Source organism: Novosphingobium indicum, assembly GCF_014645195.1.
In the GTDB taxonomy this organism is placed as follows: Bacteria; Pseudomonadota; Alphaproteobacteria; order Sphingomonadales; family Sphingomonadaceae; genus Novosphingobium; species Novosphingobium indicum.
The window spans coordinates 1-23,457 of record NZ_BMLK01000032.1 but is presented as its reverse complement, the minus strand read 5'-3'; the positions used below and the strand labels follow the sequence as shown (position 1 = coordinate 23,457).

Below are 23,457 nucleotides of genomic sequence, written 5' to 3'. Positions count from 1 at the left end.
CGATGGGGAATAATCCAGTCAGCCGGTCTGGTCGGCGAGGCTGTTGCCCGAAAGCACGCCTTCGACCCGCTCGCGAATGGCGCGCAGCGGGTGGCGCACCGGTATTTGAAGGGGGCTATGCGACGCGCCGGGCGCGTAACCTAGCCCCGGATAGCACACGCCGCTGCGCTGCGCGGAATCACAATATTGCAGATTGCCATTGGTCACCGGCTGTGCCGTGTCGCACAAAGGCAGGTCGAGGAATGCGAACATCGCGCGGCGGATGCGTTCGGGCTGTTCGACCAGATCTTCATACCGCACGATCATTGCGCCATGCAGATATTCGATGTCGGCCAGCACGATTTCATGCGCCGCCTGCCAATAGGGGCAAAAGCCGATGGCATCGACATCGACCCATTTGCGCATCGCTTCATTGGTAAAGGCAGGATGGCGCGTCGCAATGATGAATTGCGACAGCGGGAACAGGGACTGTAACAGACGCATGCGGGTCAGGTTCACCGGCGATTTTTCCACCCGCCACGGCTTGTCCGCATTGAACCACGGCGCCCAGTCCGCTTGCAGTCGCAACTTCGTTTCCAGCCGGTCGAGCGGCGACCCTTCGACCAGATGTTGTTCGGGATCGGTGGCGAAATGGCCGGGCACGCCGTGGCGCGCGGTATGGGGGATCGCCCCTTGCAGATAGCAGCCTTCGTTTTCGGGGACGGGCGCGTCTGTAATGGCGGCAATGTCGGGATGTTCGGCCAGCAAGCGCGCGATCACACTGGTGCCCGACCGGTGCAATCCGGCCACGAAGATATAGCGGTGCGCGCTCATGCCACCACTTCCAATGGCTGCGCGGCATTGATGGCCGAACGATAGAGCGCCTCGTACCCCGCGATCATGGCAGGCAGGGAAAACAGCGCTTCGGCGCGGGCGCGGGCATGGCCCGGCGCCAGTTGCGGCGGATTGCGCATCGCTTCGGCGAGCGCTGCGACATCGCCTGCCGCTATGATCGCCCCGCATGGCCCGACCACTTCGCGTAGCGCACCGCGGCCAAAGGCGATGACCGGAACGTCGCAGGACAGCGCCTCTGCCGCCACTAGGCCAAAGGGTTCGTCCCATGCCGGTGTCACTACCAGAGCGCGGGCCCTGGCCATCTTCCGGTGCAGTCTCTCGCCCGACAAATGCCCCAGATAACGGCGGAGCGGGTCGAGTAGCGGCTCAACCTCGCACGCGAAATAGGTTTCGTCTTCAATAGTACCCGCCAGATCGAGGGCGACACCGGCAAGCCGCGCGGCCTGCAGCGCCATGGCCGTGCCCTTGTTGTGGGTGATCCGGCCCGACCAGAAAAGCGGCGGCGGCACGCGAGGCGTAGCGACAGGGTGCCAAAGCGCCGTGTCGATGCCGTTATACACCAGATGCATATTGGCCATCGACCTGTCCGACCACAGCGGCAGCTGGCTTGCCGAAGTGACCGTCATCGGCCGCAGCGGATCGCCTTCGGCTTGCCTGACCGCATCGCGCATCTTGCCGAACGGGGGCACATGCTGCGATGTCAGCATTGGTATATTGTCGCGCGCCGCCCAATCGATCAGGTCAGGAAACAGCGTGTTGTTGTGCACCACATCGAACCCGCCCGACCGGATCGCATCCCACGCCCGTCGGAAAGCGCACCGCTGATATTCCTCCAGCTGCGGCGTGCCGCGCCACCGCGCCCATGGTAACGCATGTTCATAGGGCTGGTTGCAAATCGGCACGATGGCGGCATCGGCGCGGCTTCCGCCTGCGGCGAACAGCGTCACATCGTGCCCCGCCATGGCAAGTCCGCGACACAACGACGCGCAATGTGCCTCCATACCGCCCTGAAACGGCTCGGCCACGGCAAAACGGATATGGCCGATTACCGCGACCCGCAGCGCCGGTTCAGCCATCATTGCGCGCGTCAATGTATCGGTTGTCATCGCGCATCCTTGCAGAAGTTGTTTGGTTCCGTTTCAACCGCAGCGTGCCTCCAAGGTTCCGGATAGTCGGGCACCTTCGCTCGTTATCGTGGTTCTGCCACCGAGGTGACGTCGGACATCAGCGCCGCATCAATAAGCCCAATATGCTTGCGCGGGATGACCGTCAGCGTGCTGCCATTTGCCAACACGACCCAATTACTATCGCCAGGCTGGAGATAGCCTTGCCGCCGAAAAGCCGAATAGATTTCGTGATGCGAGACATTCTCCCGCCGCATATCGCGTTCGAGCAATTCGCCCTTGTGCAAAATCACGTCAGAACATGCTAGAAACTGGGCGGAGAGCCTCTCGCAGAGATCGCCGCCATCACCTCAAACAGCCACCATGACGGAAGCAAACTCTACCTCTGACCGGTATCAGTCAGAGGACCATGTCACGTCGCGTAACCCAAACAATGGGGGCAGTATGAGCGGGTTTCTATGAGATCACCGGGCACGTTGCTGAGCGCGGTTGATGGTTGGCGTCTGGCTTAGGAGCGGCCTTGCAGAAAACGGCCATGGAGTTTGGCAGACCTATCCATTTCGACCTTGCTTTTGGCACCGTCAAATTGGCTGGAACCGATCCGGCGGTGCTCCCACGGGCTAGGGCACGTCGCCATTTCGGACTGCGGCGACAGAGGTGGCCCGATTGGTCTGAACAGAGATCGGCGCTCGATAAGTGGATCGTCTGCCGGTGGTTTCGTGGAATTGTCGATATGGGGCGTCATGCAGGGAGGGCGTAGCCCGACCGGAGTGACACCCCATATCGGCGGCCAAGTTCATGCTGCCATCGCCATGGGCAGGTTGTAAAAATATGTCTGGTCCGGGGTTCGGGCGCCAAGGCTCGAATGCGGCCTCCTGGCGTTGTAAAAGTTCAAATAGCGACCGATCGATGCCGGGGCCTCGCTGACCGCGGCATAGGCATGGAGGTAAACCTCCTCGTACTTCACCGAGCGCCAAAGCGGCTCGACGACGACGTTGTCCCACCATGCGCCCCGGCCATCCATGCTAATGGCGATTTCTTCACGCAACAGCACGCTGGTGAAGGCCTGGCTGGTGAATTGGCTACCCTGGTCCGTATTGAAAATCTCCGGCTTGCCGTAGCGGGCCAGCGCTTCCTCCAGCGCCTCGACGCAGAAACCCGCCTCCATAGTGATCGACACCCGCCAGGCCAGGACCTTGCGGCTGAACCAATCAACGATGGCCACGAGATAGACGAACCCCTTGGCCATTGGCACATAACTGATGTCGGTGGCTCAGACCTGGTTGGGCCGGACAACCGGCAGCTTGCGCAGCAAATACGGGTAGATCTTGTGCCCCGGCGCCGGCTTCGAGGTGTTCGGGCGGCGATAGATCGCCTCGATCGCCATCTTCTTCATCAAGGTGGCAACATGTTGGCGGCCGATCTCGATGCCTTCCTGCCGGAGCAGATCGCGCAGCATCCGGCTGCCCGCGAACGGAAACTCCAGGTGCAATTCGTCCATGCGCCGCATGATGGCCAGATCGGCCGCGCAAACCGGCTTGGGCAGGTAATAGACGCTGCCCCGGCTGATCCCCAATTCCCGCGCCTGTCGCACTACGGGCAGGTTATGCGAACGATCGATCATCGCTTTGCGCTCGGCAACAGACCGGCCTTCCCGAGCGCGCCGGCTAAAAAATCATTCGCCAGCGTCAATTCACCGATCTTGGCATGCAGCGTCTTCACATCGACCGCTGGCTCGACCGATTCTGAAGCGCTCTCTGAGCCGAATACTCCTGCTGCCTGAGCCGAATACTCCTGCTGCGCCTTCCAGCAACTGGGTGCGCCAGGTCGTAATCTGATTGGGATGCGCGTCGAACTGCTGCGCCAGTTCGGCCAGCGTCTTCTCTCCCTTCACGGCGGCCAGCGCCACCTTCGCCTTGAATGCTGTGCTGTGATTCCGGCGGGGTCGTCTGCTCATCTCTACTCCTGTCAGGTCGCCTTCATGGCCGCCGCAAGGCAGAAAATCCAATTATCCCGCTGTCCAAATTTCCCAGGCCACCTCTCTCTCTCTCTCTCTCTCTCTCTCTCTCTCTCTCTCTCAGATTCCGCTGTTCGTCTGTCGCTAATCGCATACTCGACGTTATCTAGGTGTTGTTAAGTTACGGCTCTCCTTCAGTATGTAAGAGACCATAAAAACAACGCGCAGGATCTCAATGCTCCTGAGTAGCGGGAATAGGTAGAGCAGGCGACATTTCTGTCGCAGTCCCAATGGTCTGAGCCCTTAGATTTCCTCCAGCGATGAGTAGGGTCCAGCTCTGACAAGGAGACGGACTGACCTGGCAGGCGGTGGCGCCGCTGTTCCATTCGCAGCAAAGGATCGTGCCGAAGTAGCCATTTCCTTCGCTGCGAATGCGATCAAAGCCGGTTCATTGGCGTTTTTTCGCCGGCGAACCGGCCGAGTTGCTCAGTAATAGTCTGCCGAGTCCATCTCATCGATTACGCCATCGCCGTTTGTATCGAGCCGCTTGAACATGCGGTCACCGGACTCGTTGAATTCGCCGATCGTCATGTTCTTGTCTTCGTCGGTATCGAGCACGCCGTAGCGGACATGGGCCTGCTTGATCTGCATGGCGCGGCGTCTGGCGAGGTCGACGTCGAGGCGCCCCTGATATTCGCCGACATATTCGGCTTCCTCGACATTGCCGTCGCCGTCGAGATCGAAGGTCTTGTACTTGTCCGCGCGCTTGGCGGTGAACTCCTCGTTCGAAACCTTGCCGTCGCCATTCGCGTCGTAGGCTTCCATGAAGGCGGTCTTGCTGTGGCCGCCGGCCGTCGAACGTCCGCCGCCGTCGGCGTCCTGGGCTTGGGCGGTGCCGGCAAATCCGAGTGCGGCAAGGGCTGCGAGACTGCAGTGGAGTAGAGTCTGTTTCATCGGGTGTTCCTCCTGTATTTCATTGATTTCAAGGCTGAACTTCAAAGGTAAGCGTGGTCGTGTAACTGCGGATATCGGCTTCGGCGCCCGCGGGCGCATCGGCGCGGTGGCGGGTCATGAGGATGTAGACGCCGGGCTTGTCGAAGCTGAGCGTCGCGCCGCCTTGCTCGCCTGTGCTGATCTCCTTGTGGTATTTGACCGTCTCGTAGCGGCTACCGCCGCGGTCGATCGACACGGTCTGTCCGGACAACGGCTTGCCGTCGAACAGCACGGTGAATTCGAAAGGGCCGTCCAGATAGACGTCGCTGGGATGCGTGACCGGCTGGATCACCAGGCGGCCGATCTGCACATCGACCGGCGCACGCGTCGGCGCTTTCTTGCTGACGTAGACGTCGGAGACGGTTTCGGTCTGGCTGGTTTTGACCATCGTCGCCTTGGCCGGGACCTCGCCGTGAACGGGCTGCCATTTACCGTCCACCATTGCCATCTTGCCTGTGCGGCCGTGCCGCACGCCGGTGGTGAAGCGATAGGTGCCTTCGACCTCCATCGGGCTTTCCATCACGACGACCTGCTTGTGCTTCGCGATCGTGGCAAACTCGCCACGCGAACCGTCGGGCAGGATGACGTGGAAGTCGTCGGCGTTGACCGCGATTTCAGGCTGGAAGAAGTCTTCGGTGAACGAACTTTGCACCGTGACCTGCTTTTCCAGGTTCGCGGCGAAGACGTTGGGCAGCATGTAGGCGGTATGGGCGATAGCAGGCGAGGCGAAGGAAAGCGCCAATGCTATAGCCACTCCGCTGCCGGCTATGGCCTGCTTCCAGTGGTTCACTCTCATGTCTCTGCCCTCCTCAGGAAATGGGGATTGGTTGTCGGATCGATGTCCGGTTTCGGTGTGGGAAGACGCCTGTGCCCGCTCTGGTGGGCATCATCAGGTGCCCGTGATTTCGAAGTTGAAGCTGCGGCTCAGACCTTCCGGGGGCCGGGGAAACGGCACCGCGCGGCGGACCATCTGAATCGCTGCGCGGTCGAACTGCGAGGAGCCCGATGATCGGGCGATTTCCACGTTGCGGCAGTGCCCGTTCGCCTGAACGGTAAAATGGACATAGGCCGAGCCGGCCCCGACCGTGTTGTGCCGTCGATGTCGCATGAGATGGCGCCGCACGGCCGCAGCGTATTTTGCCGCTACCCCGTTGCCGGCTGCACTGCTCCTGGCCGCGTTTTCGTCTTCCCCGGCTTCCGCTGCGCCTTGGGCGGTTGCCGTTTCGGTCCTATGCGGCGGGGCAGGGGCGAATACCTGCGTAGCTGGCGGCATGGCACTGGTCAGGGCCAGGTCGATTTCCTGTACCTGTTCCGACGCATCTTCGTCCGTGTCGGCGCTTTGCTCCGCTTGATGGTGCAGAACGATCCGGGAAGCCTCCATCTTGTGCTGTTTGCTTTCTTGCTGCTCGGCGGAGGGGGAGGGCGGCGATGCCGCAGCGGCAGTTTTGGCTTCGGCATCGCTGTCGTTGTCGGAATGGCCGGTCCCCAGCGCGATCACGGTCAGTGCGGGGCGGGGATCCAGCTTCTTCGCGCCGCCGCTGGTCAGTCCGACGAATGTCGCGGCGATGCCGAGATTGATGAGCACGGAGGCAGCCGTCGAAACGAACCGCTCCTTTGTCCATGTCGTGCTGAACGATCGATACATCGGCTAGACTTCCCAAGTTTCGGCGCGAGCCTGTCCAGCAGCTCCGCTTGAGCGGCGCCGCGTCAGAATTGCAGCGATATGGCTCCCTTGAAATTGCGCCCCGGCGCCGGCCGCGTGGCGAGCGCGGGGGTGTAGTAGCTGTCGAAGATGTTCTCGACGCTCAGGCGAAGGGTGAAGTTCTTGAACAGGCCGACGTTGGGGGAGAACGAAGCGCGCAGATTGTGCACGTCGTACCCTTCGGCAATCTCGCCATTGGTGTTCAGGTCTTCGGCCAGCACGCCTTCCCAGCGCACATCGACCAGTTTTCCGAACCGCTTGCCGATCGCCAGCTGGTAAGTGTTGGCGGGAAGGTTGGTCCAGTCGTTGATGACGCCATCGGTGAGCAGGCGTTTGCCATCGACGATGTTGCCGTTGAAGTCCGCATAGAAGCCGCTCGCCGTCGCGTAGGAGGCTTCGATTTCGACGCCTTGGAGGTATATCTCGAGCACGCCGGAGTAGGACGTGTTGTCCGTCAGGTCGGTGTCGTAGTAATTGACCTTGATCGCGAACTGGTCGTCGGGCGTGAAGATGCCGATCCGGCCGAAGGAAGCGCCGGCCTCCCAGGTTTCGCCCTTTTCGGGTTGCATCATGTAGATTTCGTTTTCGAGATCGTCGAGGATCGGCAGGCTCTTGGTGCGGGCCCAGCTACCGAAGGCCGCGAGACCGAAGGGCAGCTCGTAACGGGCCGAAATGCCGCCCATCAGCGCTTCGTTGGTGTAGCTCACGCGGGTCCCGTCATCGAGTGTGCCCTTGACGGTCGAAGTCTCCCAGCGTGCTGCCGGCGTGATCGTGAATCCGCGGAAGAGGGAAATTTCATCGACGGCAAAAGCGGCCATGCGCTTGTCATTGCCGCCCGGTGCGGATTCAGCGTCGAGGCGGTCCTTGTTGATGTATTCCAGGCCTGCGCGCAGATGATGCCGGATCGATCCGGTCTGGAAGCGCGCTGCGTTCTTGAGCGTGATCTTGGACGTTTCGTAGCTCTGGTCTGCGCTGACTACCGGGAAACCACCTGGCGGCGCGAACGGGGAACTGCCTTCGATATATTCCTGATCGATGTCCTGATCCGCGAAGGTGTAGACGAGGCTCAGGTCGATCGCATCGTTCCCGATCGGGTTGTAGAAGTAGCCCAGGATCAGTGTCTTCGAAGTGGTGTCGCGATCGACATTGCCGAAAGCGCCGCCGCTCGTTCCGAAGCTGTCATAGGGCTTGTCGCGCTCGGTTGTTTCGGTCTGGCTATAGCTGGCCTCGATGGTGTGGGCGTTGTCTGCGCCAAAGTGGATCGCGCCTTTCACAAGGTAGCTCGGCAGCGAGAACTCGCTGTTCTCGATCCGGTCGCCGTGTCCATCCTTCTGCGTCCCGCCTTCGCGGTAGCTGTAGTTGGCAAGGAACTCGAAGTGCTCGCTCGGCATCGCCGCGATCGTGGTGGACGTGGAGAAGCCGTTCCTGTTGGAGTAACCTGACAGGTTCTGGTTGAGCGTGATCCCGGTCTGGCCGCCGAGATAATCGTAGGCATCGCTGGATTCCAGTCGAACCACGCCGCCGACGACGCCGGAACCATATTCGAAGCTGCCCACAGTGCCGCGGATCACTTCGGCCCGCTTGTAGAGCAGGGGATCGGTGAACAACTGGGTGCCGATGCGGTAGAGTTCTTCCGAACCGCTGGTCGCCCCATCGATCAGGATCAGGACTTTCTGGTCGGTGCCGTACGTGCCGTTTGCGCCGAAACCGCGAATGTTGATGCCTGACCCGATCGGCGTTGAGCCGTTGATCAGCGTGACGCCGGGCACCGAATCCAGAAGCTCGGCAATGGTATTGGCCTGACGATCCTCGATTTCGGAGCGGTCTATGACGGTGATGGCAGTTGCTGTGTCGGTGCGGATCGCGCGGGTGCTTTCGCCGATGTCGATAGTGCCCAGGAACTCCCCGTCCGCGGCTTCAACCTCGTCCCGTTCCTCTGCCGATGGCTCGGCGTCCTGTGCCATGGCTACGCCCTGAACCGAGAGCAACGCACATGCCGCGACCGATACGCGCATGGCCGCCATGAAACTGGATTTGAAAGTCACTGAATTCCCCCTTGGGTTGCCCGATTGACCAGACGAATCAACGCTAATGATTCGCATTATATTATTGCAACTAACATAACGCTAATGAGTCGCAATATGAAAATGGAGAATAGGATGTTTAGTAGAAGTCGCAGCGCAGGCGGCCGGTTGCTTTCGCCTGATCCATCCACTCCGCGCCCAGCACGTCGCGCAGGGCAGCCAGGCAGGCTTCGCCCATGGCCAGCCGGCCGCACAGGACGATGCAACCTTCGTTGCCCAGGAATGCAGCGATGTCCTTCGCCTTGTCAGCGATGATATCCTGCACGCGTCGACCGTCCTGACGCGAGAACGCTAACTCCAGCCGCTGCAGGCCGCCATCCTGGTGCCATTCCTGCATTTCGGCCAGCAGGGCGTCGGTGCCAGCTGGTGTGCGCTCTCCAAAGACAAGCCAGCAAGGCCGGCTCTCCGCCATGGCATGGGCAAGGTGCGGGCGCAGGCCGGCCCAGCCCGATCCGGCGCCGATGGCAAGGATCGGACCATGGCCGGTCGCGGGGCGAAACAGCCGGTGTTCGCGGATACGACCTGTCACATGCGTACGGCCGGGCTCGGCCTCGGTAAGCAGGCCAGAGCCCCGGCCGGGAATGCCGTTGTCCATCACGCGGCGGACGAAGAGTTGCACCTCGCCGGCGCCCGGACGGTTTGCGATCGAATAGTCGCGGATGTGCCCGTCGGGCGTGCGCAGTTCGAACAGGTCGCCGATTTCCCAGTCCGGCGGGGCGCCGCCTTCGGGGACGAGGGATAGGCGATAAAGGCCATCGCTGGTCTGCATGCTGCTTGCATCGAAGGCGGCCGGGGCAACCTGCTTGCAGGATGCGACATGCCAGGACGAGGCAGAAGCGACCGGCGTTTCGGCATGAGCCGCGAAGCCCTCACGCGAGAGAATCCGGTTCCATTCGGCCAGATCGGCAGGCGCCAGATCGTCGACGGTCACGAACCCGGAAATGCGCGCGCCCATGCGTTCCGCCCACGCCCGGACGCGGTTTCCGAAGGCGCAAAACTGTGTGTAGCGCCGGTCGCCCAGCGCCAGCACGCTGACCTGCGTATCCGACAGATCCACACTGTCCCGCGTTATCATGGCGTCCAGGTGGCGCGCGTTGTCCGGCGCGTCGCCTTCGCCGGTCGTCGAAACGATGAAGTAGATCCGTTCCGCCGCCGCCAGGATCGGTGCCGTGACCCGGTCTGCTGTGAACAGGTGTACGTCTTCAAGCGCGGCGCGGAGACGGTGATGCGTTTCGCGGGCAAGGTCCTCGGCATGCCCCGTCTGCGAAGCATAGACGACGAGGCACTGCCCTGCTGCGACCGGTCCGGTGGCAGGATTGCGCAGCCACCGCCAGCTTAGCAGCAGCCACAGGGCCACCAGGCCGGCCGCAATGGCCCAATGGGCCGGATCGTCGCTCATGCGCAGCGGGGCCTCAGTCATCGCTCAGCCAGCGTTGCAGGGCGGAGCTGTAATAGGGTGGTTGGCTTTCCGGTGCGGAGTGCAGAACGCAGGGAAGCGACAGCCGCTCCGCCAGTGCGATCGCCCGCTCGCGGCCTGCAACCAGCAGCGCCGTGGCAAGCGCATCGGCGCGCCAGCACAGAGGATCGAGAACGGCCACGCCGCCAAGGTCGCGATGCACGGGCTCCGCGCTGACCGGATCGATGGCGTGCGAGTAGCGCCTGTGCCCTAACTCGAAATAGCGCTCGCCGGTGCCGGAAGAGGCGCAGGCCCAGCCGTGCAGCGCCACGCGCAGCCGGATGTCGCTGCCAATGTCGGGCCATTGCAGGTCCACCCACCAAGGCATGCCGTTGTTCTTGACACCGTGGCCTTTTATTTCGCCACCGACTTCGACGAGGACGGAGGCGACATCGTGCTCGCCCAGCATGCGCTCCGCAATCAGATCGACGGCATAGCCTTTGGCAATCCCGCACAAGTCGAGCGCATGGCCTGCTTTGCGCACGAGATGGCCGCCGGTGAAGTCCGGTCGCGTGTTGGCGCGCCGCGCGCGTAATGCGTGCAGGGTTTTGCCCGCAGGCAATCCTTCCGGTACGGCGACAGGGCCGAAACCCCACAGGTCGGTTGCTTCGCCTATGAAGGGATCGAAGGCGCCGTGCGTTTCGCGGTGCAAGGCCATCGCTTCAATCACGAGGCCCCGCATCGGCTCGGGCAAAGGCATGGATTGCCCGTCGGCCAGACCGTTGTAGCGGCTGATGTGCGACTCCGGAATCCACAAGCTCATCTGCTGATCGATCAGCGCGAGCACGGATTCGCACTGCCGTTGCAACGCTTCGCGGCGTTGCAGCAGCCGCGCCGGGCCCGTCTGTCCCTTCATCACCAGACGTACCGACCATGTGGTGCCGAATGCCGGTCCTCCGAAGCTGAGCTCCCTGCCTGCGGGCAGGTTGTCGATCGGCGCGATGTCCGGCTGCAGGAACAACAGCATGTCGTTCGCGACGTGGGTGGCAGCGGCGGAAGCGGTGTTGTGCATGGCGCTCAGCGCTCGATGGCGACGCTGACCTCGCCTAGCTCGCGCGAACCGCGCGCCGATGCCTGCACCGCCTTGCCTGACTGCAACGTGAAAGGCACTTTCACCAGTTCGCGCCCGCCTTTTTCTCGCGCTGCTTCGACGACCACACTGTAACGGCCGTTCGGAAGCGATTTCAGATCGTCCAGAACGATCGTGTTGCGCCCGGGCCCGCGCGTGGGCATCGAAATCCCGTCGGCGGGCATATCCATTGCCCGGCCGGCCTTGCGCCACCACGTGCGCAGTTCGGGCAGCCAGCGCAGGCCGATCTTGGCCTGATCATAGAGGACGCCGGCTACACCAACCTGCTTGCCGGACGCGTTCTCGAGCCAGACCGCGACATAAGGCTTGCGATAGGGGCTGTCCGAAAGCTTGGGGATCTCCAGCGTTACCGTGCCGGTCTGAGCCAGCGCGGGCGTCGGCAGAGCAATGGCGGCGAGGGCGAAGTAGGGCGACGGGCGCATTGGAACATGCTCCTAGATGTGGACGAAAAGGATGTAGGCGATCAGCGGCAGCACGAGCCCGAAGCTCGTCAGCGGCCAGGTCGACGGGCGCGATCGGGCCTGAAGCCACAACAGCCCGAACCCGGTAAGCCCGAAAACGATGAAGCAGGCCGCGGCCAGATCGATCAGGAGGGACCATGCCGGGCCGGCATTGCGGCCCTTGTGCAGATCGTTGAGCATGGCGATCGCGCCCCGGTCGATCTCTTCGTGGTAGGCTCGCCTTTCGCCGAGCGCGATGACGAGATTAGCATCGCGCCCCGGCCGCGCCAGATCGAACGCGATTTCCCCGTACTCCGCACGGCCCGGAACGCCGGAGACATCGACGCCGGTCTGTGCATGGATACGGGAGGCCAGACCGCCGGGGATCATGACCTCGCCTTCAAGCCGCGCAAGCCTGTCGGTCAGGTCTTGTGGAAGGTCGTATTCGGCGACGGCGCTTGCACCCTCCGCTTCGAAAGTGCCTGCATGGTTGAGGGTGATTCCCGTGATCGCAAAGAGCGTGACGAAAGCTAGGCACAAGGCGGAACTGATCCAGTGCCATTGTCGCAACTGCCGCTTCCAGAAGCCGGTGCGGGGCTGTGCGGCAGCGGGCTCGCCCGAAGCCGAACGGTGGACGGCTGCAAGCGAAGAGGACGGTGATTGCATGGTCTTCCGTTCCCCTTCAGGCATTCCGCTCGAAAACAACATGGGAGCTGAACTGCTTGTCATCAGATATTATTCTAATGCGAATCATTTGCAGTAACAGCTAGGTGTTTCGCTATGGCCTGTCAACGCTGGCCTTTGCGCGGCTGCGTTCGATAAAGCGCGGAGGTGAAAGTGAGCCAGGTCCCGATTTGCGACTTCATCGCAATGAGTATGCCGCTGCGGCCAGCTATGAGCACTTTGGGCGCCGGTTGGCGCATGTGCGGCGGCAAGGTAGGAAGTGCGGATAGTGATTCTGTTTTGAATCAATGACCGCCGTGGTTTGCCATGACATGAACCTGCCGCTTTAGATCGTCAGGTTCGTTGGAGCGAGTTCACGAAAGGAACGAAGAACGCGTTGCGCTTCACCAATGCCCGGGGTGTGACGCGCTTCGTGCGCTAGGCGATGCTTCCCGAAGATCCGCTGGTCGCGCTCGACAAGCGTACCTTGGTGAACTGCCTCGAAATGCCGTGTTCGAGCGCACCTTGAAGCGCCTCGCCGACAGGCCCGCCCGCTGGCATCTGATCGTGAGCATAGCCGAAACTGGTGACGTTACCGACAAGGCGACAGAAGCTTGGCCGGAAGGCCGCCGTACCGTCGACGTCGGCACGCTCGTCATCGACAAGACCGTGCCCGAAGCGTCCGGCAATTGCCGCGACGAGGTTTTCGATCCGACGATTCTTCCCACCGGCATGGCGCCTTCGGCTGCCTATTCCAGTTCGCTCACTCGCCGCGCCAGCGAAGGTGTGCGTTCGATGTTGATTGCCACTGAAAAGTGACCCGGGGCGCGTACGTTAAGGCTGCAGGAAGGCGACTTTCTAACGCCGGCATTTGCGTTGTATAGCGATCCGGAGGTCGAATGCGGTCTCTTCGAACCGCGCGACGAGGCCGTTCGACATGGACAGCAGGAGGGTAAACCGGATTTCGTCTCGTTTGGTGGCAGTTTCGCCTTCGAACGGGTCAACGCGCCGCTTCTGTTCGGTTTGCTGCCCGGCCTCATTTAGGTCCCGGCTGCGCAGGGTCGGGGTACCCGGTTCGGGCGATTCATTCAGCTGCTGTCCGAAGAATGCATGTCCGACTATCCCGGAAGGGGGGTCATCATCCAGAGCATGCTGGAGGCACTGCTGGTCAAGGCATTGCAAACGATGCAGTACAGGCAGGCCTGCTCAAGGATTTGCGCGATCCATTGCCGGCTCGTCTCCTGCGCGCGATCTATGCAGATGTCCGGCAAGGCTGGAAGGTGGCCGGTCTTGCAGGGATCGCCGGCATGTCGCGATCTGCCTTTGCGGTGCGCTTCGCTGAAACTCAGGGTTGCGCCCCGATCGAATAGCTCGCGTGCTGGCGAATGACCCTTGCAATGACGCCTTGGCAAGGGGCGCCAATTCACTGGCCCGCATCGCCGAGCAGAACGGCTATGAGTTCGTCAGCGCCTTCAGCACAGCCTTTAGCAAGCGCGCGCGCGGACACTTCGCGCGCGCATCGGCTGGCTCGGCTGATTGACAGCCATTCGGCAGGAAGGGCAAATGCCAGCGGATGCTTCAATGACGGGGGACAGAAACTGAAAGTCCAGCTATGTGTCAGCTCTTTGGGACGGCTTAACGCGTCAATGGGCGGATACTACCTGCCGCCGGTATGGGTAGGCGCGATCCCCGTTTCGCGTTTAAAGGCATTGCTGAATGTGCTTTCGGAGGAAAAGCAGAGCTTGCGTGCAAGCACGGCCGGCGCCTCCTGACCGTCTCGCGAATCCCTGATGGCAAGCTGGACACGCCAGCGGGACAGATATGTCAGTGGCGGCATGCCTGCCCTCGCCTTGAAGTGAACTGCGAAGACGGTGCAAGACATGCCCGGCGCTTACGTCAGATCCGTTAGCCTCCAAGCCCGCGGCGGCGCTTCATGCGTCTCTCTTGATCATCGGCAACATGCGCTTGAAGTGGTCTTATGGCGATATCCACGCGGTTTTCATGGGCTCGCGCTGAACCCTTCTTCTAGTCCGTCAACCTGGCACATCGATACTGTCAGCGATGCCTCCTCCAGATCAGCTTTGCGGGCGCTAGCGGACTGTCATTGTCACCCGGACCGTTCTGCCAAACTCCGGCCGGGCGAAGAAATATTCGCCTTGTCCGATCGAATTGTGGAACGAACCAGCGCGGGGGTTGCCTTCGGTCACGCCCAGAGAATTTGCCAGATTGGCCGCGTCCACCGTGAGACTGAAGGACGCGTTGGGCTTCCACGCCACGGAGGCATTGACCAACGAATAGGCGGGCAATCGCTGCGAATTGGCGATGTCTGCAAAGCGCTGCGAATAGCGAACGAACTCCACGCCCAGTTGCAAGGTGCCGTTGAACAGATCGAGTTCCGGCCGCAGCCTCAAGGCAGCTCGGGGAACCCGCACGAGCTGGTTGCCGCTCGCATCGTGCGTGACTGGTTTTTCGCCGACGAGTTCGGTGAAGCTGAAATTGCGGTAACGGGGATCCTGCAAGGTCGCCGTGGCTTCGATCGAGAATGGGCCGGAGGGACGCCAGGAGCCTGAGAACTCTATGCCCGCCGTCGATGTGTCCGCAATCGAAGTCCGCTCGACATAAGCATTCGATGCGGTGTCGAACCGATAGTCGGTAAACGGCAGGTGATCGAAATGGGTGTAGAATGCGACGGCGGAAATGCGCCAGTGTCGCCGTCTCATGGTGAGGCCGGCGTCAAGCAGCGTAATCGGCACTACGCCGTGATCGGTGCGGGCGGGATCGTTGAAGGCGCTGGCGCTGGGAAGCCGCCTGCTGCAGCTGTAGCGCACGAACAGGCCGGTGTTGTCTGCCGCCTCGAAATTGAGGCCGACGGACCAGTTGAAGCCGGAATAGCGGTGCCGGATGGGAAGCCGTGATCCATCGCTGCCGGAGACCGCGTCATCCGCCAGCGTATAGGGATCTCCCAGATCATACAGTGTCTTTCCGGCCGCGTGCCCCCGGATTGAGGTCTGTTCGAGCCGGGCACCGATGTCCATGCGCCAGCGCGGCGCGAACCGCCATTCATCCGCAGCGTAGAGAGCAAGATTGCCTGCCGTTATCCTCGCGGAGTCGAACAGCGATCCATATCGCAAAAAGCCCCGATTAGTGAGACTGCCGGTTACTGCGCCGCGGTCATCCATCGCCGCCAGATCCAGGCGCCTCGCCTGCCCCCGGACGTCCAGCAGGAGGGTGCCCATCTCGCGGTCGAATCCGAAGCTGGTCCTTGCCCAGGTGCCGCCCAATGCAAGACCATGCTGCCCGCCGAGTGCGAACGGAGCCGTCATGCGCGCATCGACGATCGCCTCTTCCAGCGGCAGATCGACGCTGAGCAGATTGGCGGACATCACAAGCCCGTTGCCTGCAGCCCCGCCGCCGAAGGGCGAACCGTCGGCGGCATAGCGAAAGGCGACGGAACTGCTCCCGGGAAACGCAGCCAGCAGCGAGGCGCGGTTGCGCGCGACGAATTCCTCCGCAGTCATCGGGCTGCCGACGGGAAACAGCGCGTTGCGCAAGGTATGATCCTTGTGCCAGCGCGCCTGCAGTTCCACCGCGGCGTCCTCGCCCAGCTTGTGGCGTCCCAGGAACGTCAGGCTGGTTACACGGCTGTGCGTGCCTTCGGACAGGTCAACCGCGTAAGGCCCGCGTGCGGTTTGCAGGACCAGCTCACGCGTATCTGGCCCCGCCAGCGTGTCGTAAAGCGGATCGAAGCCGGGAATGGCCGCAATCGAGCCATCGGCGCGCAATGCAAGGGGCACCGGCAGGTAGAGAATCACACTGTCGTCCAGATGGCGCAGGTCGAGCGACAGCCGCGTGCCACCATCGTCGTAGACAGCACGCGCTCTGAACTGTCCTCCTTCGTCAGCGGTAAATCCGGGATCGCGCAGGCCCGGATCGCGCCGCCAGAAGCCCGCCAGCAACACCCCGAGATCGGGATTGAGCGATTGTGCGAGCAAGCCATCGACTCGGAGCAATCCCCGGTCGCTTGCCGTGACGCGCAGTTCGTGACCCGGGTCGGCGACGGGATCGCGGGTGATGAAGTTGAGTCCTCCGCCAGGCGCATTGGCGAGGAAAACGGCAGATGGACCGCCACGAATGGCTTCGGCACGCATGACAGAGGCATCTACGCGGTAAGATTGGTCGGTATTGAGATAGGCCAGGCCGCCGTCGTATTGTACCGGAAGCCCATCCTCCAGCAGGGCAACCGAAGAATAGCCGTCTGTGGGTATGCCGCGCACGCGCACGTTATTGCTGGCTTCGCCTCCGGTGGCTTCCACCCAGAAGCCAGGAACCTCCTTGAACACGTCGGCCGTCGACAGCGCAGCGCGGCCGATCAGTGCCGTCTGGCCGATTTCCGAGACAGCATAGCTGGCCTCGGTGCCGGTGAGCAAGGCGGGGCCGAGCCGCCCGGTCACGATGATGTCCTGCGGCGGCGGAGCCGGCGGCAAAGGTGCAGGTAGTTGCTGTTCCCGCCTTGCGGGCCGTCGTCTCGCCGACTTCGCAGGACTGCGACGCAAGGTTATCAAGCGGGCATCGAAGCGGACAATCTCGAGGCCACTGCCACGCAGCAGGCGTTCGAGCGCCAGACGTCGCAGCATTGCGCCGTGGACCCGGGTACTCTGCCGTCCTGCCGCTGCATCGTAGGGAAAGAGAATCTGTCTGCCAGCCTGCCGTCCATAGGCCTCCAGCGCGGCGGCAAGATCTCCGGCAGGAATATCGAAGCGGACATCGGCCTCTTCGGCAACCGCAGGCTGAGGCGCAGCTACAACGGCTGCAGAGCCACCCAGAAAAGCTGCCGGAATCATCAGTGCAGGACGGCCTGACCACGGACGGGCCATCACATCAGGTCCCTCCGCCCATTTCGGGCAGCAGACGGTTTTCCGGGCGCCGAAACCAGATCACGCATGCCCAATGCCGTGGTTTCACGACACTGTCATGTCACCCGCACGCTGCCATCATTGCGCGCCGCAAAGGGCCGTGCAGTCCAGAACGATCGCATTGCTCACCGCCAGAAGATCGCTGCTTTCGCTGCGCAGCTTGAGGCGAATGACATGCTCCCCCTTGCCGAGATCTGGCAATTTCCAGTGCTGTGCGGTGGACTTCATGATCACCTGCCGCGCAAGCAGGTGGTTGCCATCAAGGATTTCCACGCGCGTGCCATCCGGTGCCACCACCTCACCATCAAGGGCGACGGCGCCCTGTGCCTGCAAGCGCCCTCCCATCCCTGCGACGCCCTGGCTTGCCGCAAGCTGGAAGTCCAGCCGAAGGCTGGCAGGACCACCGATCTGGATGAAGCTGCGCCCCTTACGGATACCATCAAGGATTGCCGGCATCGAAAGGTCGTCCGCTTCCACAACCGTGGCAGGTACCGCAAGCGCGCCAAAACCGGGCTTCCCGTCAACGGCGGGCGGCTTGTTCGGATCATGATTATCGCTGCCGCCCAATACCGCGATGGGATGCCCATAGCCGGTGTGCCCGAGCCAGAACTGCTCACCATCGCTGACGCCTTCCGGATTGCCGTCCGAGCCCGCGATAGCGCCGCCATTCACGATCTCTACGGCATCGACCTGGGCATAATCGGTGTCCGCCATCGTCCAGCCGCACCCCATGCAGGCCTCTCCCGAAGGCAGGGCCGGATGGTTGATCGACACGAGCCCGCCCAGATCATGCACGCGCCGGGCAATGTCCCGGAAAGCATCGGGTCGGTTGCGGGTCACACGGAAATCGAGCGTGGAAGTGATACCGAAAACATTAAAGTGACCGAAGAACGTCGTGATCTCGCGGGCCGGGATCAACAGCATGGTATCGAAATAGCCCTGCGCCTCGCGCAGCATCTGCGCCTGACTGGAGGTGCTGTGGTCGCTCACCGCCAAGAAATCGAGCCCGCGCGCCTGGGCGGCTTCCAGCGTCCGGAACAGCGGACAGGGCACACGGTTGCCGCCAAGGCTCTGGCAGGAACCGTCGCTGTGCGCCGTATGCATGTGGAGATCGCCGCGGTACCACCCTTTGCCCCGGCCGCGTGTGGGAGCGGGGAGCCACTGGGCCTCGGCTCCCTTCAGGAACCAGAGTTTCGCCGTCCAGCGCGCTGTGACACCCTCGCGGATGTTTGGCACCGCCAGACTGAGCGCCCACTCGCCCGGATCCAGCCGGCCGGGCAAATATGAAGGTGTCGCATCGCTTTGGGCAATCGTGAAACTGGGCTTGTTGCCGCCGCTGGCGCCGCGAAAACCGTGGGGGTCCTCGATGCCGAGATCGATGACTGTCTTGTCCTCGCGGTGATCGTAGTCGAAGGCGACCACGAGGCGGTCGGTTCCGACGGGAAGGCGGAACGGTTCGCGCAGGTAGGTCTGGTTGTCCTCGCCCGAAATGGTCCCGGCCAGGACTGAATCGGGCGCCCGCCTGGGCACCGGTGCGGGGATATCCGCCTTCGCGGCTGCCACCGGGAGGAAGAATGAAAGCACGGACGCCCACACGAATGTGGACGTCCGCTTTACAAGGCTTTCCTGCATCAGAACGAGAGGCTGGCGTTGAGGCGGACCGTCCGGCCAAAGACCGGGCGGGCCAGGAAGTACTGTGAGTTGGAATCCCCGACGTTGAAGGACCCGGCGCGCGGATTGCCTTCGGTTAGCCCCAGTTCGTTGAAAAGGTTCTGCACGTTGAGGCCGATGGCAATGTTGTCCGTCACCTGCGCGCGGGCATTGAGGTTCACCAGCGTATAAGCGGGCAGAACCTGCGAGTTGGCAATGTCCGGATACCGCTTGGTGTAGTGCTCGATTTCCGCCTCGGCACGAACGCGGCCATTGAACAGATTCACGCCCGGGACCGCGCGGATCATTAGCTTGGGCACGCGGATAAGCTGGTTTCCGTCGTAGTCCTGAATGGTACCGCTGGAATCGGTGTAGGTGAAGCCCTTGTACTGCGGGTCCTGCCAGGTGGCCTGAAGCGCGAAGTCGAAGAATTCGGCCGGACGGACCAGCGCCTCCAGTTCGACGCCCCAGGTCTGCGTGTCCGCCACCACCACTTCTGGATCGTCATACTGGTTGGTGACTTCGTTGAAGCGGTAGTTGGTAAAGCGCACGCCTTCGAACTTCGTCCAGAATGCCGTGGCGAAGAGGTTGAAGATGCCACTGCCGTACTTCACGCCGAATTCGGCCATCTTGATGGGAACGGAGGACTGGTCGGTACGCGTGGGGCTGCCGTTGTACTCGCCCGCGCTCGGCAAGCGGAACGTGTCGGTGTAGCGCGCGAAAACCCCGAACTGCGGCGCAAACTGGTAGTTGGCACCTAGGGTCCAGCCCCAGTCGTCGAAGCTCTGATCGACTTTGGTGTAATTGCCGGTGCCGGCGAGCACGTTGTTGTCCGCCAGCGTCGCGGGATTGCCAAGATCGACGGTGGTTTTCTGTTCCACCTGCCCGTTGATCCGGGTGCGTTCCCAGCGCGCGGCAAAATCGAGCCGCAGTGCCGGGGTGACCTGCCATTCGTCGCCGGCGTACAGGGCGAGGTTGTGCACGTTCATGCCGACCCGATCGTAGATCGAACCGTAGCGCTGGAAGCCGTTGTCCGTAAGCGAGCCCACGACATTGCCGGCGGCATCGACGCCCACGACATCGACCCGGTTGGCGTTCCCTTTCACGTCGATCAGCGTCGTGCCCATGTAGCGATCGAAACGATAGCTGGTGGCATCATAGGTCATGCCGATCGCGGCATTGTGATGGCCGCCCGCGTCGAACTCCGCGGTCAGGCGGTTGTCGGTCATAGCCTCTTCGATCGGAACGCTGACCGAGAGCAGATTGCCGCCGACGACAAGGCCATTACCATTGGTGTCGGCATCAAGCACGCCGCTGCCGTCGGCATACTGGGCGCGGACACCGACGGCACCGGGGAAGGCCGCCAGAACAGTCGGCGACACACCCGCGAGATAGGCCGAAAGCTCCTGAACGTTGCCGGTCGGGAACATCGCGTTGCGAAGGATGTCGGCATCCTTGTAGCGGCTGCGGGTCTGGATCGCGAAGGTATCGTCAATCTGGAAGGTGCCTTCGATCGACACTTGCGTCAGCTTGGTGTGAGAGCCCTCGGTGAGATCAAAGATGTAAGGGGCACCTTCGCGCAGGATCGCAACGTTGCTGGTGCCGGGACCAGCCAGCGTGTCGTTGCGCGAATCGAAGCCGGGCACATCGGCGATCTTGCCGTTGGCGTCATAGGTCAGCGGAACCGGCAGGTAGAACGGCACCTTGTCGTCGATGCGCTTGACGTCGACCATAAACGAATTGCGGCCGTCGTCGTAGTTGATCGTGCCGCGGATCTGGCCGCCCTTGGAAGCCTTGAAGCCCATGTCGCGCATACCGTCGCTAGCGCGATAGAACCCGCCCACGAACACGCCCCAATTGTTGCCGATGCGCTGGCCATAATAGGCGTCAACGCGGTTCTCGCCATAGTCGCCCCAAGTATACTTGATCAGGCCGCCCGGCTCGTCAGTGCCCTTGCGGGTAATGAAGTTGACGACGCCGCCGGGTGCGTTCGGAGCGAAGATCGAAGCCGGGCCGCCGCGCACGGCTTCCACGCGGGCGATCGTCTCGTCGAAACGGAACGACTGGTCGGCGTTGAGATAGCCGAGGCCGCCGTCGTACTGAACCGAGAGGCTGTTCTCCTGCAGCGCGACCGATGAATAGCCATCGGTCGGAATGCCGCGCGAACGCACGTTGTTGGACCCTTCACCGCCCGAGCTTTCGACCCAGAAACCCGGCACCTGCTTGAACGTATCGGCAGCGGAAACCGGATTGGTCAGGCGGAGTTGCTCGTCGTTCAGTGTGGAAACGGCAAAGCTTGCCTCCGCCTTGCGCAGTTCGGCGCCGCCCGCGCGGCCGGTTACGACGATCTCGTCGAAGTCTCCGCCGCGCACGGCATCGGAAGGTTTTTCTGCACTTGCCTCGCCGTCCTGCGCCATCACGGCTGGCGCGGAAAGACAGGTTGCAAGGGCAAGGATCGAGCAGGTCAGAATACGTTTGTGCATGAATGTCCCCCTAGGAGCGTTGTCCGCCTGCCAGAGCGCTTCACCCTTGGGCGGGACGCACGAAACCACCCGCGAAAAGCTCTGTTTTCGCGACTTCCCGTATGCCCGCCGCAGGTTGCGGCTACGCCATGTCAGACTTCACGCCCAAGACGGCAGACGAACAAAATCCCGCTATCGGGCTGCGCAATTTTTTTGAGAATCTTTTTAAGACCGCACAGGACGGCGACGGTCAACGGGCTCCGGCGCCCGCCCGGTATAACTCGATACCCTCGTCCGTGCGCCTGTGTGCAATGCCGAAGCCCTGGTCGAGAGCTGCCAGGAAGCGCTGCGGATCATCCAGCTCGAACCGGCCGCCCAGACGAGTCTGCTGCAGGACCGGGTCGGTCAGAACCAGCTTAGTGCCGAGATAGCGGTTGAATTCATCGACGGCCTGTCCCAGCGCCATGCCGTTGAAGACGATCTCTCCGCGCTGCCAGGCAAGGGCATCGGCCATGTCCGCGGCCCCGGCATCGCTGACCTGAACGCTTGCGGCATCGACGGTAAGCCGCTGGCCGGACAGAACCGATTGCGGCGTGGCACCGCCCGCGTCCACCTGCGCTGCACCTTTGACCGTCAGGAATGACGCGCTGTCACCGGCCAGCCGGGCATCGTATTTTCCGGGCTGCAGCCGGGCGTTGAAGGACTTGCTGTACAGCCGGACGCCGTCCTCCGCTTCGCCGCGCAAGGACAACGAGACCTCGCCGCGCTCCAGCCAGATCTCACGCGTTCCGTGAAAACGCCAGGCGATCTGGCTATCCGTGTTTAGCATGGCCCGGCTGCCGTCAGGCAGGACCAGATCACGCCGTTCGCCTACGCCGGTACTGGCCACCGCCCGCTTCGGCCAGGCCAAAAAGGCACCCGCGCCCGCCATGGCAACAATGCCGGCTGCAATGCCGCCCAACATCTGGCGGCGCGTCGAGCCGTGCCCTCGGCCTGCATCAACCGCCAGCGGTATGTTCGTCTCCGCCTGCTCCGCCGTCCCGGCACCGCCGTCGTCATAGAACGCGGCGGTACGCTGGTCAGCCGTGTAAGCCCAGGTTGCGGCGACTTGCGCGAAGGCGGATGCATGGCGCGGATCGGCGTTCCGCCAAGCTTCGAACTTCTCTTCATCAACAGAACCGGCATCGATCGTGACAAGCCATTCGGCTGCCACGTCCGTCAGATTTGCTCTGTCTTTTGCCGTTTCTCCCATGAAGGAGACTGCTCCGCCTTTTCCAAAGTGCCCGGTTCGGAAAGCCTTTCCAACAGCAAGCGGAAGCCTTTGACCAGATGTTTCTCGACAGTAGAGACGGAGATTCCCATTTTTTCCGCCACCTGCCGGGGCGGCAATCCCTCAATTCTGCGCAGCACGAGGGCTTCGCGCATGCGGTCCGGGAGGGTTTCGATCGTTCCGGCAACGCGCCGCAGTTCGGCACGATGGGCCACAATCTCGTCAGGGGCGGGCTGTTCGTCAGCCGGATCGAGGGCCTGGATAAGAGCGCTCTGATCCAGCCGCACGACATCGGACCTGCGGAAGCGTTCAGCGGCAAGGTTGTGAATGATCCGCATGGTGAAGGCCTGCGGATCGCCGATCGCCTTCCAATCCTTCAGCGCAAAAAGGCGCGTATAGGCTTCCTGCACCAGATCTTCGGCTTCTCCCGGCTCTCGAACAAGCCGCAAGGCATAGGCGCGGTGGCGGGCATTGTGGATGAACACCCTCTCACCGAACCAGATGTCTATTTCCCGAAGCCAACCCATTCCTTACGCCTCCGCCAACGGCGAAAGGGCGTCTAGGCAGTCTTGATGACGCGTTGCTTACAGGTGCTTCATACCTTCGAGGCCCGATACGAAGATGCGCCTGTTTGGACGCGACCGACCTTCGCTCCAGGTAAGGAAACGTAAATGTGAGGGACGTTTCGGAGCATGGGTTCAAGCAGGCAAACGGCTGCTTTGTCGGCGTCACACGATGGGTTGAAATACCCGTTTAGAGCAACGCACGTTTAATCTGACGCATAGCCTGCTTTTCTGAAGTAGTTCTGGCATTCTTCTG

At 62.2% G+C, this 23,457-nt stretch carries 18 protein-coding genes and 1 pseudogene; 1 reads left to right on the top strand and 18 read right to left on the bottom strand.

Features of this window, described 5'->3' with window-relative positions; translation table 11 throughout:
* Positions 1–18: 18 nt before the first annotated feature.
* The 12 genes and pseudogenes from IEX64_RS21460 to IEX64_RS21405 form a co-directional block, all read right to left on the bottom strand.
* Positions 19–813 carry a sulfotransferase family protein gene (locus tag IEX64_RS21460; RefSeq protein WP_188823131.1) on the bottom strand — a complete coding sequence of 265 codons (795 nt, stop codon included), beginning with the start codon at positions 811–813 and terminating at the stop codon, positions 19–21.
* Positions 810–1,940, bottom strand: coding sequence for a glycosyltransferase (locus IEX64_RS21455; RefSeq protein ID WP_188823129.1), 1,131 nt, complete (start codon positions 1,938–1,940; stop codon positions 810–812). The genes IEX64_RS21460 and IEX64_RS21455 overlap by 4 nt, the downstream gene beginning before the upstream one ends.
* 83 nt (positions 1,941–2,023) lie before the next feature.
* Entirely contained in the window at positions 2,024–2,251 is a 228-nt protein-coding gene (locus IEX64_RS21450; RefSeq protein WP_188823126.1) for a DUF421 domain-containing protein, read from the bottom strand.
* 503 nt (positions 2,252–2,754) lie between these two features.
* Positions 2,755–3,915: pseudogene (locus tag IEX64_RS21445) on the bottom strand (IS3 family transposase).
* Between the two features lie 486 nt (positions 3,916–4,401).
* Positions 4,402–4,869 (bottom strand): EF-hand domain-containing protein, encoded by a 468-nt coding sequence (locus IEX64_RS21440; RefSeq protein WP_188823124.1) that lies wholly within the window; start codon positions 4,867–4,869, stop codon positions 4,402–4,404.
* Between the two features lie 28 nt (positions 4,870–4,897).
* Positions 4,898–5,704 carry a DUF4198 domain-containing protein gene (locus tag IEX64_RS21435; RefSeq protein ID WP_188823122.1) on the bottom strand — a complete coding sequence of 269 codons (807 nt, stop codon included), beginning with the start codon at positions 5,702–5,704 and terminating at the stop codon, positions 4,898–4,900.
* 93 nt (positions 5,705–5,797) lie between these two features.
* Positions 5,798–6,553, bottom strand: coding sequence for an energy transducer TonB family protein (locus tag IEX64_RS21430; protein ID WP_188823120.1), 756 nt, complete (start codon positions 6,551–6,553; stop codon positions 5,798–5,800).
* A 62-nt stretch (positions 6,554–6,615) separates the two neighbouring features.
* Positions 6,616–8,655, bottom strand: coding sequence for a TonB-dependent receptor plug domain-containing protein (locus tag IEX64_RS21425; RefSeq protein ID WP_229710632.1), 2,040 nt, complete (start codon positions 8,653–8,655; stop codon positions 6,616–6,618).
* Between the two features lie 118 nt (positions 8,656–8,773).
* Positions 8,774–10,114, bottom strand: a complete 1,341-nt coding sequence (locus IEX64_RS21420; RefSeq protein WP_188823118.1) for an NADPH cytochrome P450 oxidoreductase family protein — start codon at positions 10,112–10,114, stop codon at positions 8,774–8,776.
* Positions 10,107–11,162: an FAD:protein FMN transferase gene (locus IEX64_RS21415; RefSeq protein WP_188823116.1), complete on the bottom strand. Its 1,056-nt coding sequence runs from the start codon at positions 11,160–11,162 to the stop codon at positions 10,107–10,109. Before IEX64_RS21415 ends, IEX64_RS21420 begins: the two co-directional genes overlap by 8 nt.
* A 5-nt stretch (positions 11,163–11,167) precedes the next feature.
* Positions 11,168–11,662 carry a DUF2271 domain-containing protein gene (locus IEX64_RS21410; protein WP_188823114.1) on the bottom strand — a complete coding sequence of 165 codons (495 nt, stop codon included), beginning with the start codon at positions 11,660–11,662 and terminating at the stop codon, positions 11,168–11,170.
* Between the two features lie 12 nt (positions 11,663–11,674).
* The gene (locus IEX64_RS21405; RefSeq protein WP_188823112.1) at positions 11,675–12,346 is read right to left on the bottom strand and encodes a PepSY-associated TM helix domain-containing protein; all 672 of its coding nucleotides are present in this window, start codon (positions 12,344–12,346) and stop codon (positions 11,675–11,677) included.
* A gap of 507 nt (positions 12,347–12,853) precedes the next feature.
* Between IEX64_RS21405 and IEX64_RS24520 the strand changes: the two genes are divergently transcribed.
* Complete coding sequence (locus IEX64_RS24520; protein ID WP_229710631.1) at positions 12,854–13,162, top strand: catalase family protein; 309 nt, start codon at positions 12,854–12,856, stop codon at positions 13,160–13,162.
* Positions 13,163–14,000: 838 nt separating this feature from the next.
* On the opposite strand, the gene IEX64_RS24810 is transcribed toward IEX64_RS24520, so the two are convergent.
* The 6 genes from IEX64_RS24810 to IEX64_RS21370 form a co-directional block, all read right to left on the bottom strand.
* A complete protein-coding gene (locus tag IEX64_RS24810; RefSeq protein ID WP_188823110.1) occupies positions 14,001–14,225 on the bottom strand; it encodes a helix-turn-helix domain-containing protein in 225 nt (74 codons plus the stop codon).
* A gap of 208 nt (positions 14,226–14,433) precedes the next feature.
* Complete coding sequence (locus IEX64_RS21390) at positions 14,434–17,217, bottom strand: TonB-dependent receptor (protein ID WP_188823108.1); 2,784 nt, start codon at positions 17,215–17,217, stop codon at positions 14,434–14,436.
* Between the two features lie 117 nt (positions 17,218–17,334).
* Positions 17,335–18,840: a CehA/McbA family metallohydrolase gene (locus tag IEX64_RS21385; protein ID WP_188823106.1), complete on the bottom strand. Its 1,506-nt coding sequence runs from the start codon at positions 18,838–18,840 to the stop codon at positions 17,335–17,337.
* A 47-nt stretch (positions 18,841–18,887) separates the two neighbouring features.
* Positions 18,888–21,389: a TonB-dependent receptor gene (locus IEX64_RS21380; RefSeq protein WP_188823104.1), complete on the bottom strand. Its 2,502-nt coding sequence runs from the start codon at positions 21,387–21,389 to the stop codon at positions 18,888–18,890.
* Positions 21,390–21,618: 229 nt separating this feature from the next.
* Positions 21,619–22,581, bottom strand: coding sequence for a FecR family protein (locus IEX64_RS21375; RefSeq protein WP_188823102.1), 963 nt, complete (start codon positions 22,579–22,581; stop codon positions 21,619–21,621).
* A gap of 5 nt (positions 22,582–22,586) precedes the next feature.
* Positions 22,587–23,165 (bottom strand): RNA polymerase sigma factor, encoded by a 579-nt coding sequence (locus IEX64_RS21370; RefSeq protein ID WP_188823100.1) that lies wholly within the window; start codon positions 23,163–23,165, stop codon positions 22,587–22,589.
* Between the last annotated feature and the right edge of the window lie 292 nt (positions 23,166–23,457).

Coding starts and splice junctions, on each gene's coding strand:
- IEX64_RS21390 (WP_188823108.1), bottom strand. CDS start 17,217: ATGGCCCGTCCGTGGTCAGGCCGTCCTGCACTGATGATTCCGGCAGCT.
- IEX64_RS21420 (WP_188823118.1), bottom strand. CDS start 10,114: ATGACTGAGGCCCCGCTGCGCATGAGCGACGATCCGGCCCATTGGGCC.
- IEX64_RS21380 (WP_188823104.1), bottom strand. CDS start 21,389: ATGCACAAACGTATTCTGACCTGCTCGATCCTTGCCCTTGCAACCTGT.
- IEX64_RS21415 (WP_188823116.1), bottom strand. CDS start 11,162: ATGCACAACACCGCTTCCGCCGCTGCCACCCACGTCGCGAACGACATG.
- IEX64_RS21440 (WP_188823124.1), bottom strand. CDS start 4,869: ATGAAACAGACTCTACTCCACTGCAGTCTCGCAGCCCTTGCCGCACTC.
- IEX64_RS21370 (WP_188823100.1), bottom strand. CDS start 23,165: ATGGGTTGGCTTCGGGAAATAGACATCTGGTTCGGTGAGAGGGTGTTC.
- IEX64_RS21460 (WP_188823131.1), bottom strand. CDS start 813: ATGAGCGCGCACCGCTATATCTTCGTGGCCGGATTGCACCGGTCGGGC.
- IEX64_RS21435 (WP_188823122.1), bottom strand. CDS start 5,704: ATGAGAGTGAACCACTGGAAGCAGGCCATAGCCGGCAGCGGAGTGGCT.
- IEX64_RS21410 (WP_188823114.1), bottom strand. CDS start 11,662: ATGCGCCCGTCGCCCTACTTCGCCCTCGCCGCCATTGCTCTGCCGACG.
- IEX64_RS21405 (WP_188823112.1), bottom strand. CDS start 12,346: ATGCAATCACCGTCCTCTTCGCTTGCAGCCGTCCACCGTTCGGCTTCG.
- IEX64_RS21455 (WP_188823129.1), bottom strand. CDS start 1,940: ATGACAACCGATACATTGACGCGCGCAATGATGGCTGAACCGGCGCTG.
- IEX64_RS21430 (WP_188823120.1), bottom strand. CDS start 6,553: ATGTATCGATCGTTCAGCACGACATGGACAAAGGAGCGGTTCGTTTCG.
- IEX64_RS24810 (WP_188823110.1), bottom strand. CDS start 14,225: ATGTCTTGCACCGTCTTCGCAGTTCACTTCAAGGCGAGGGCAGGCATG.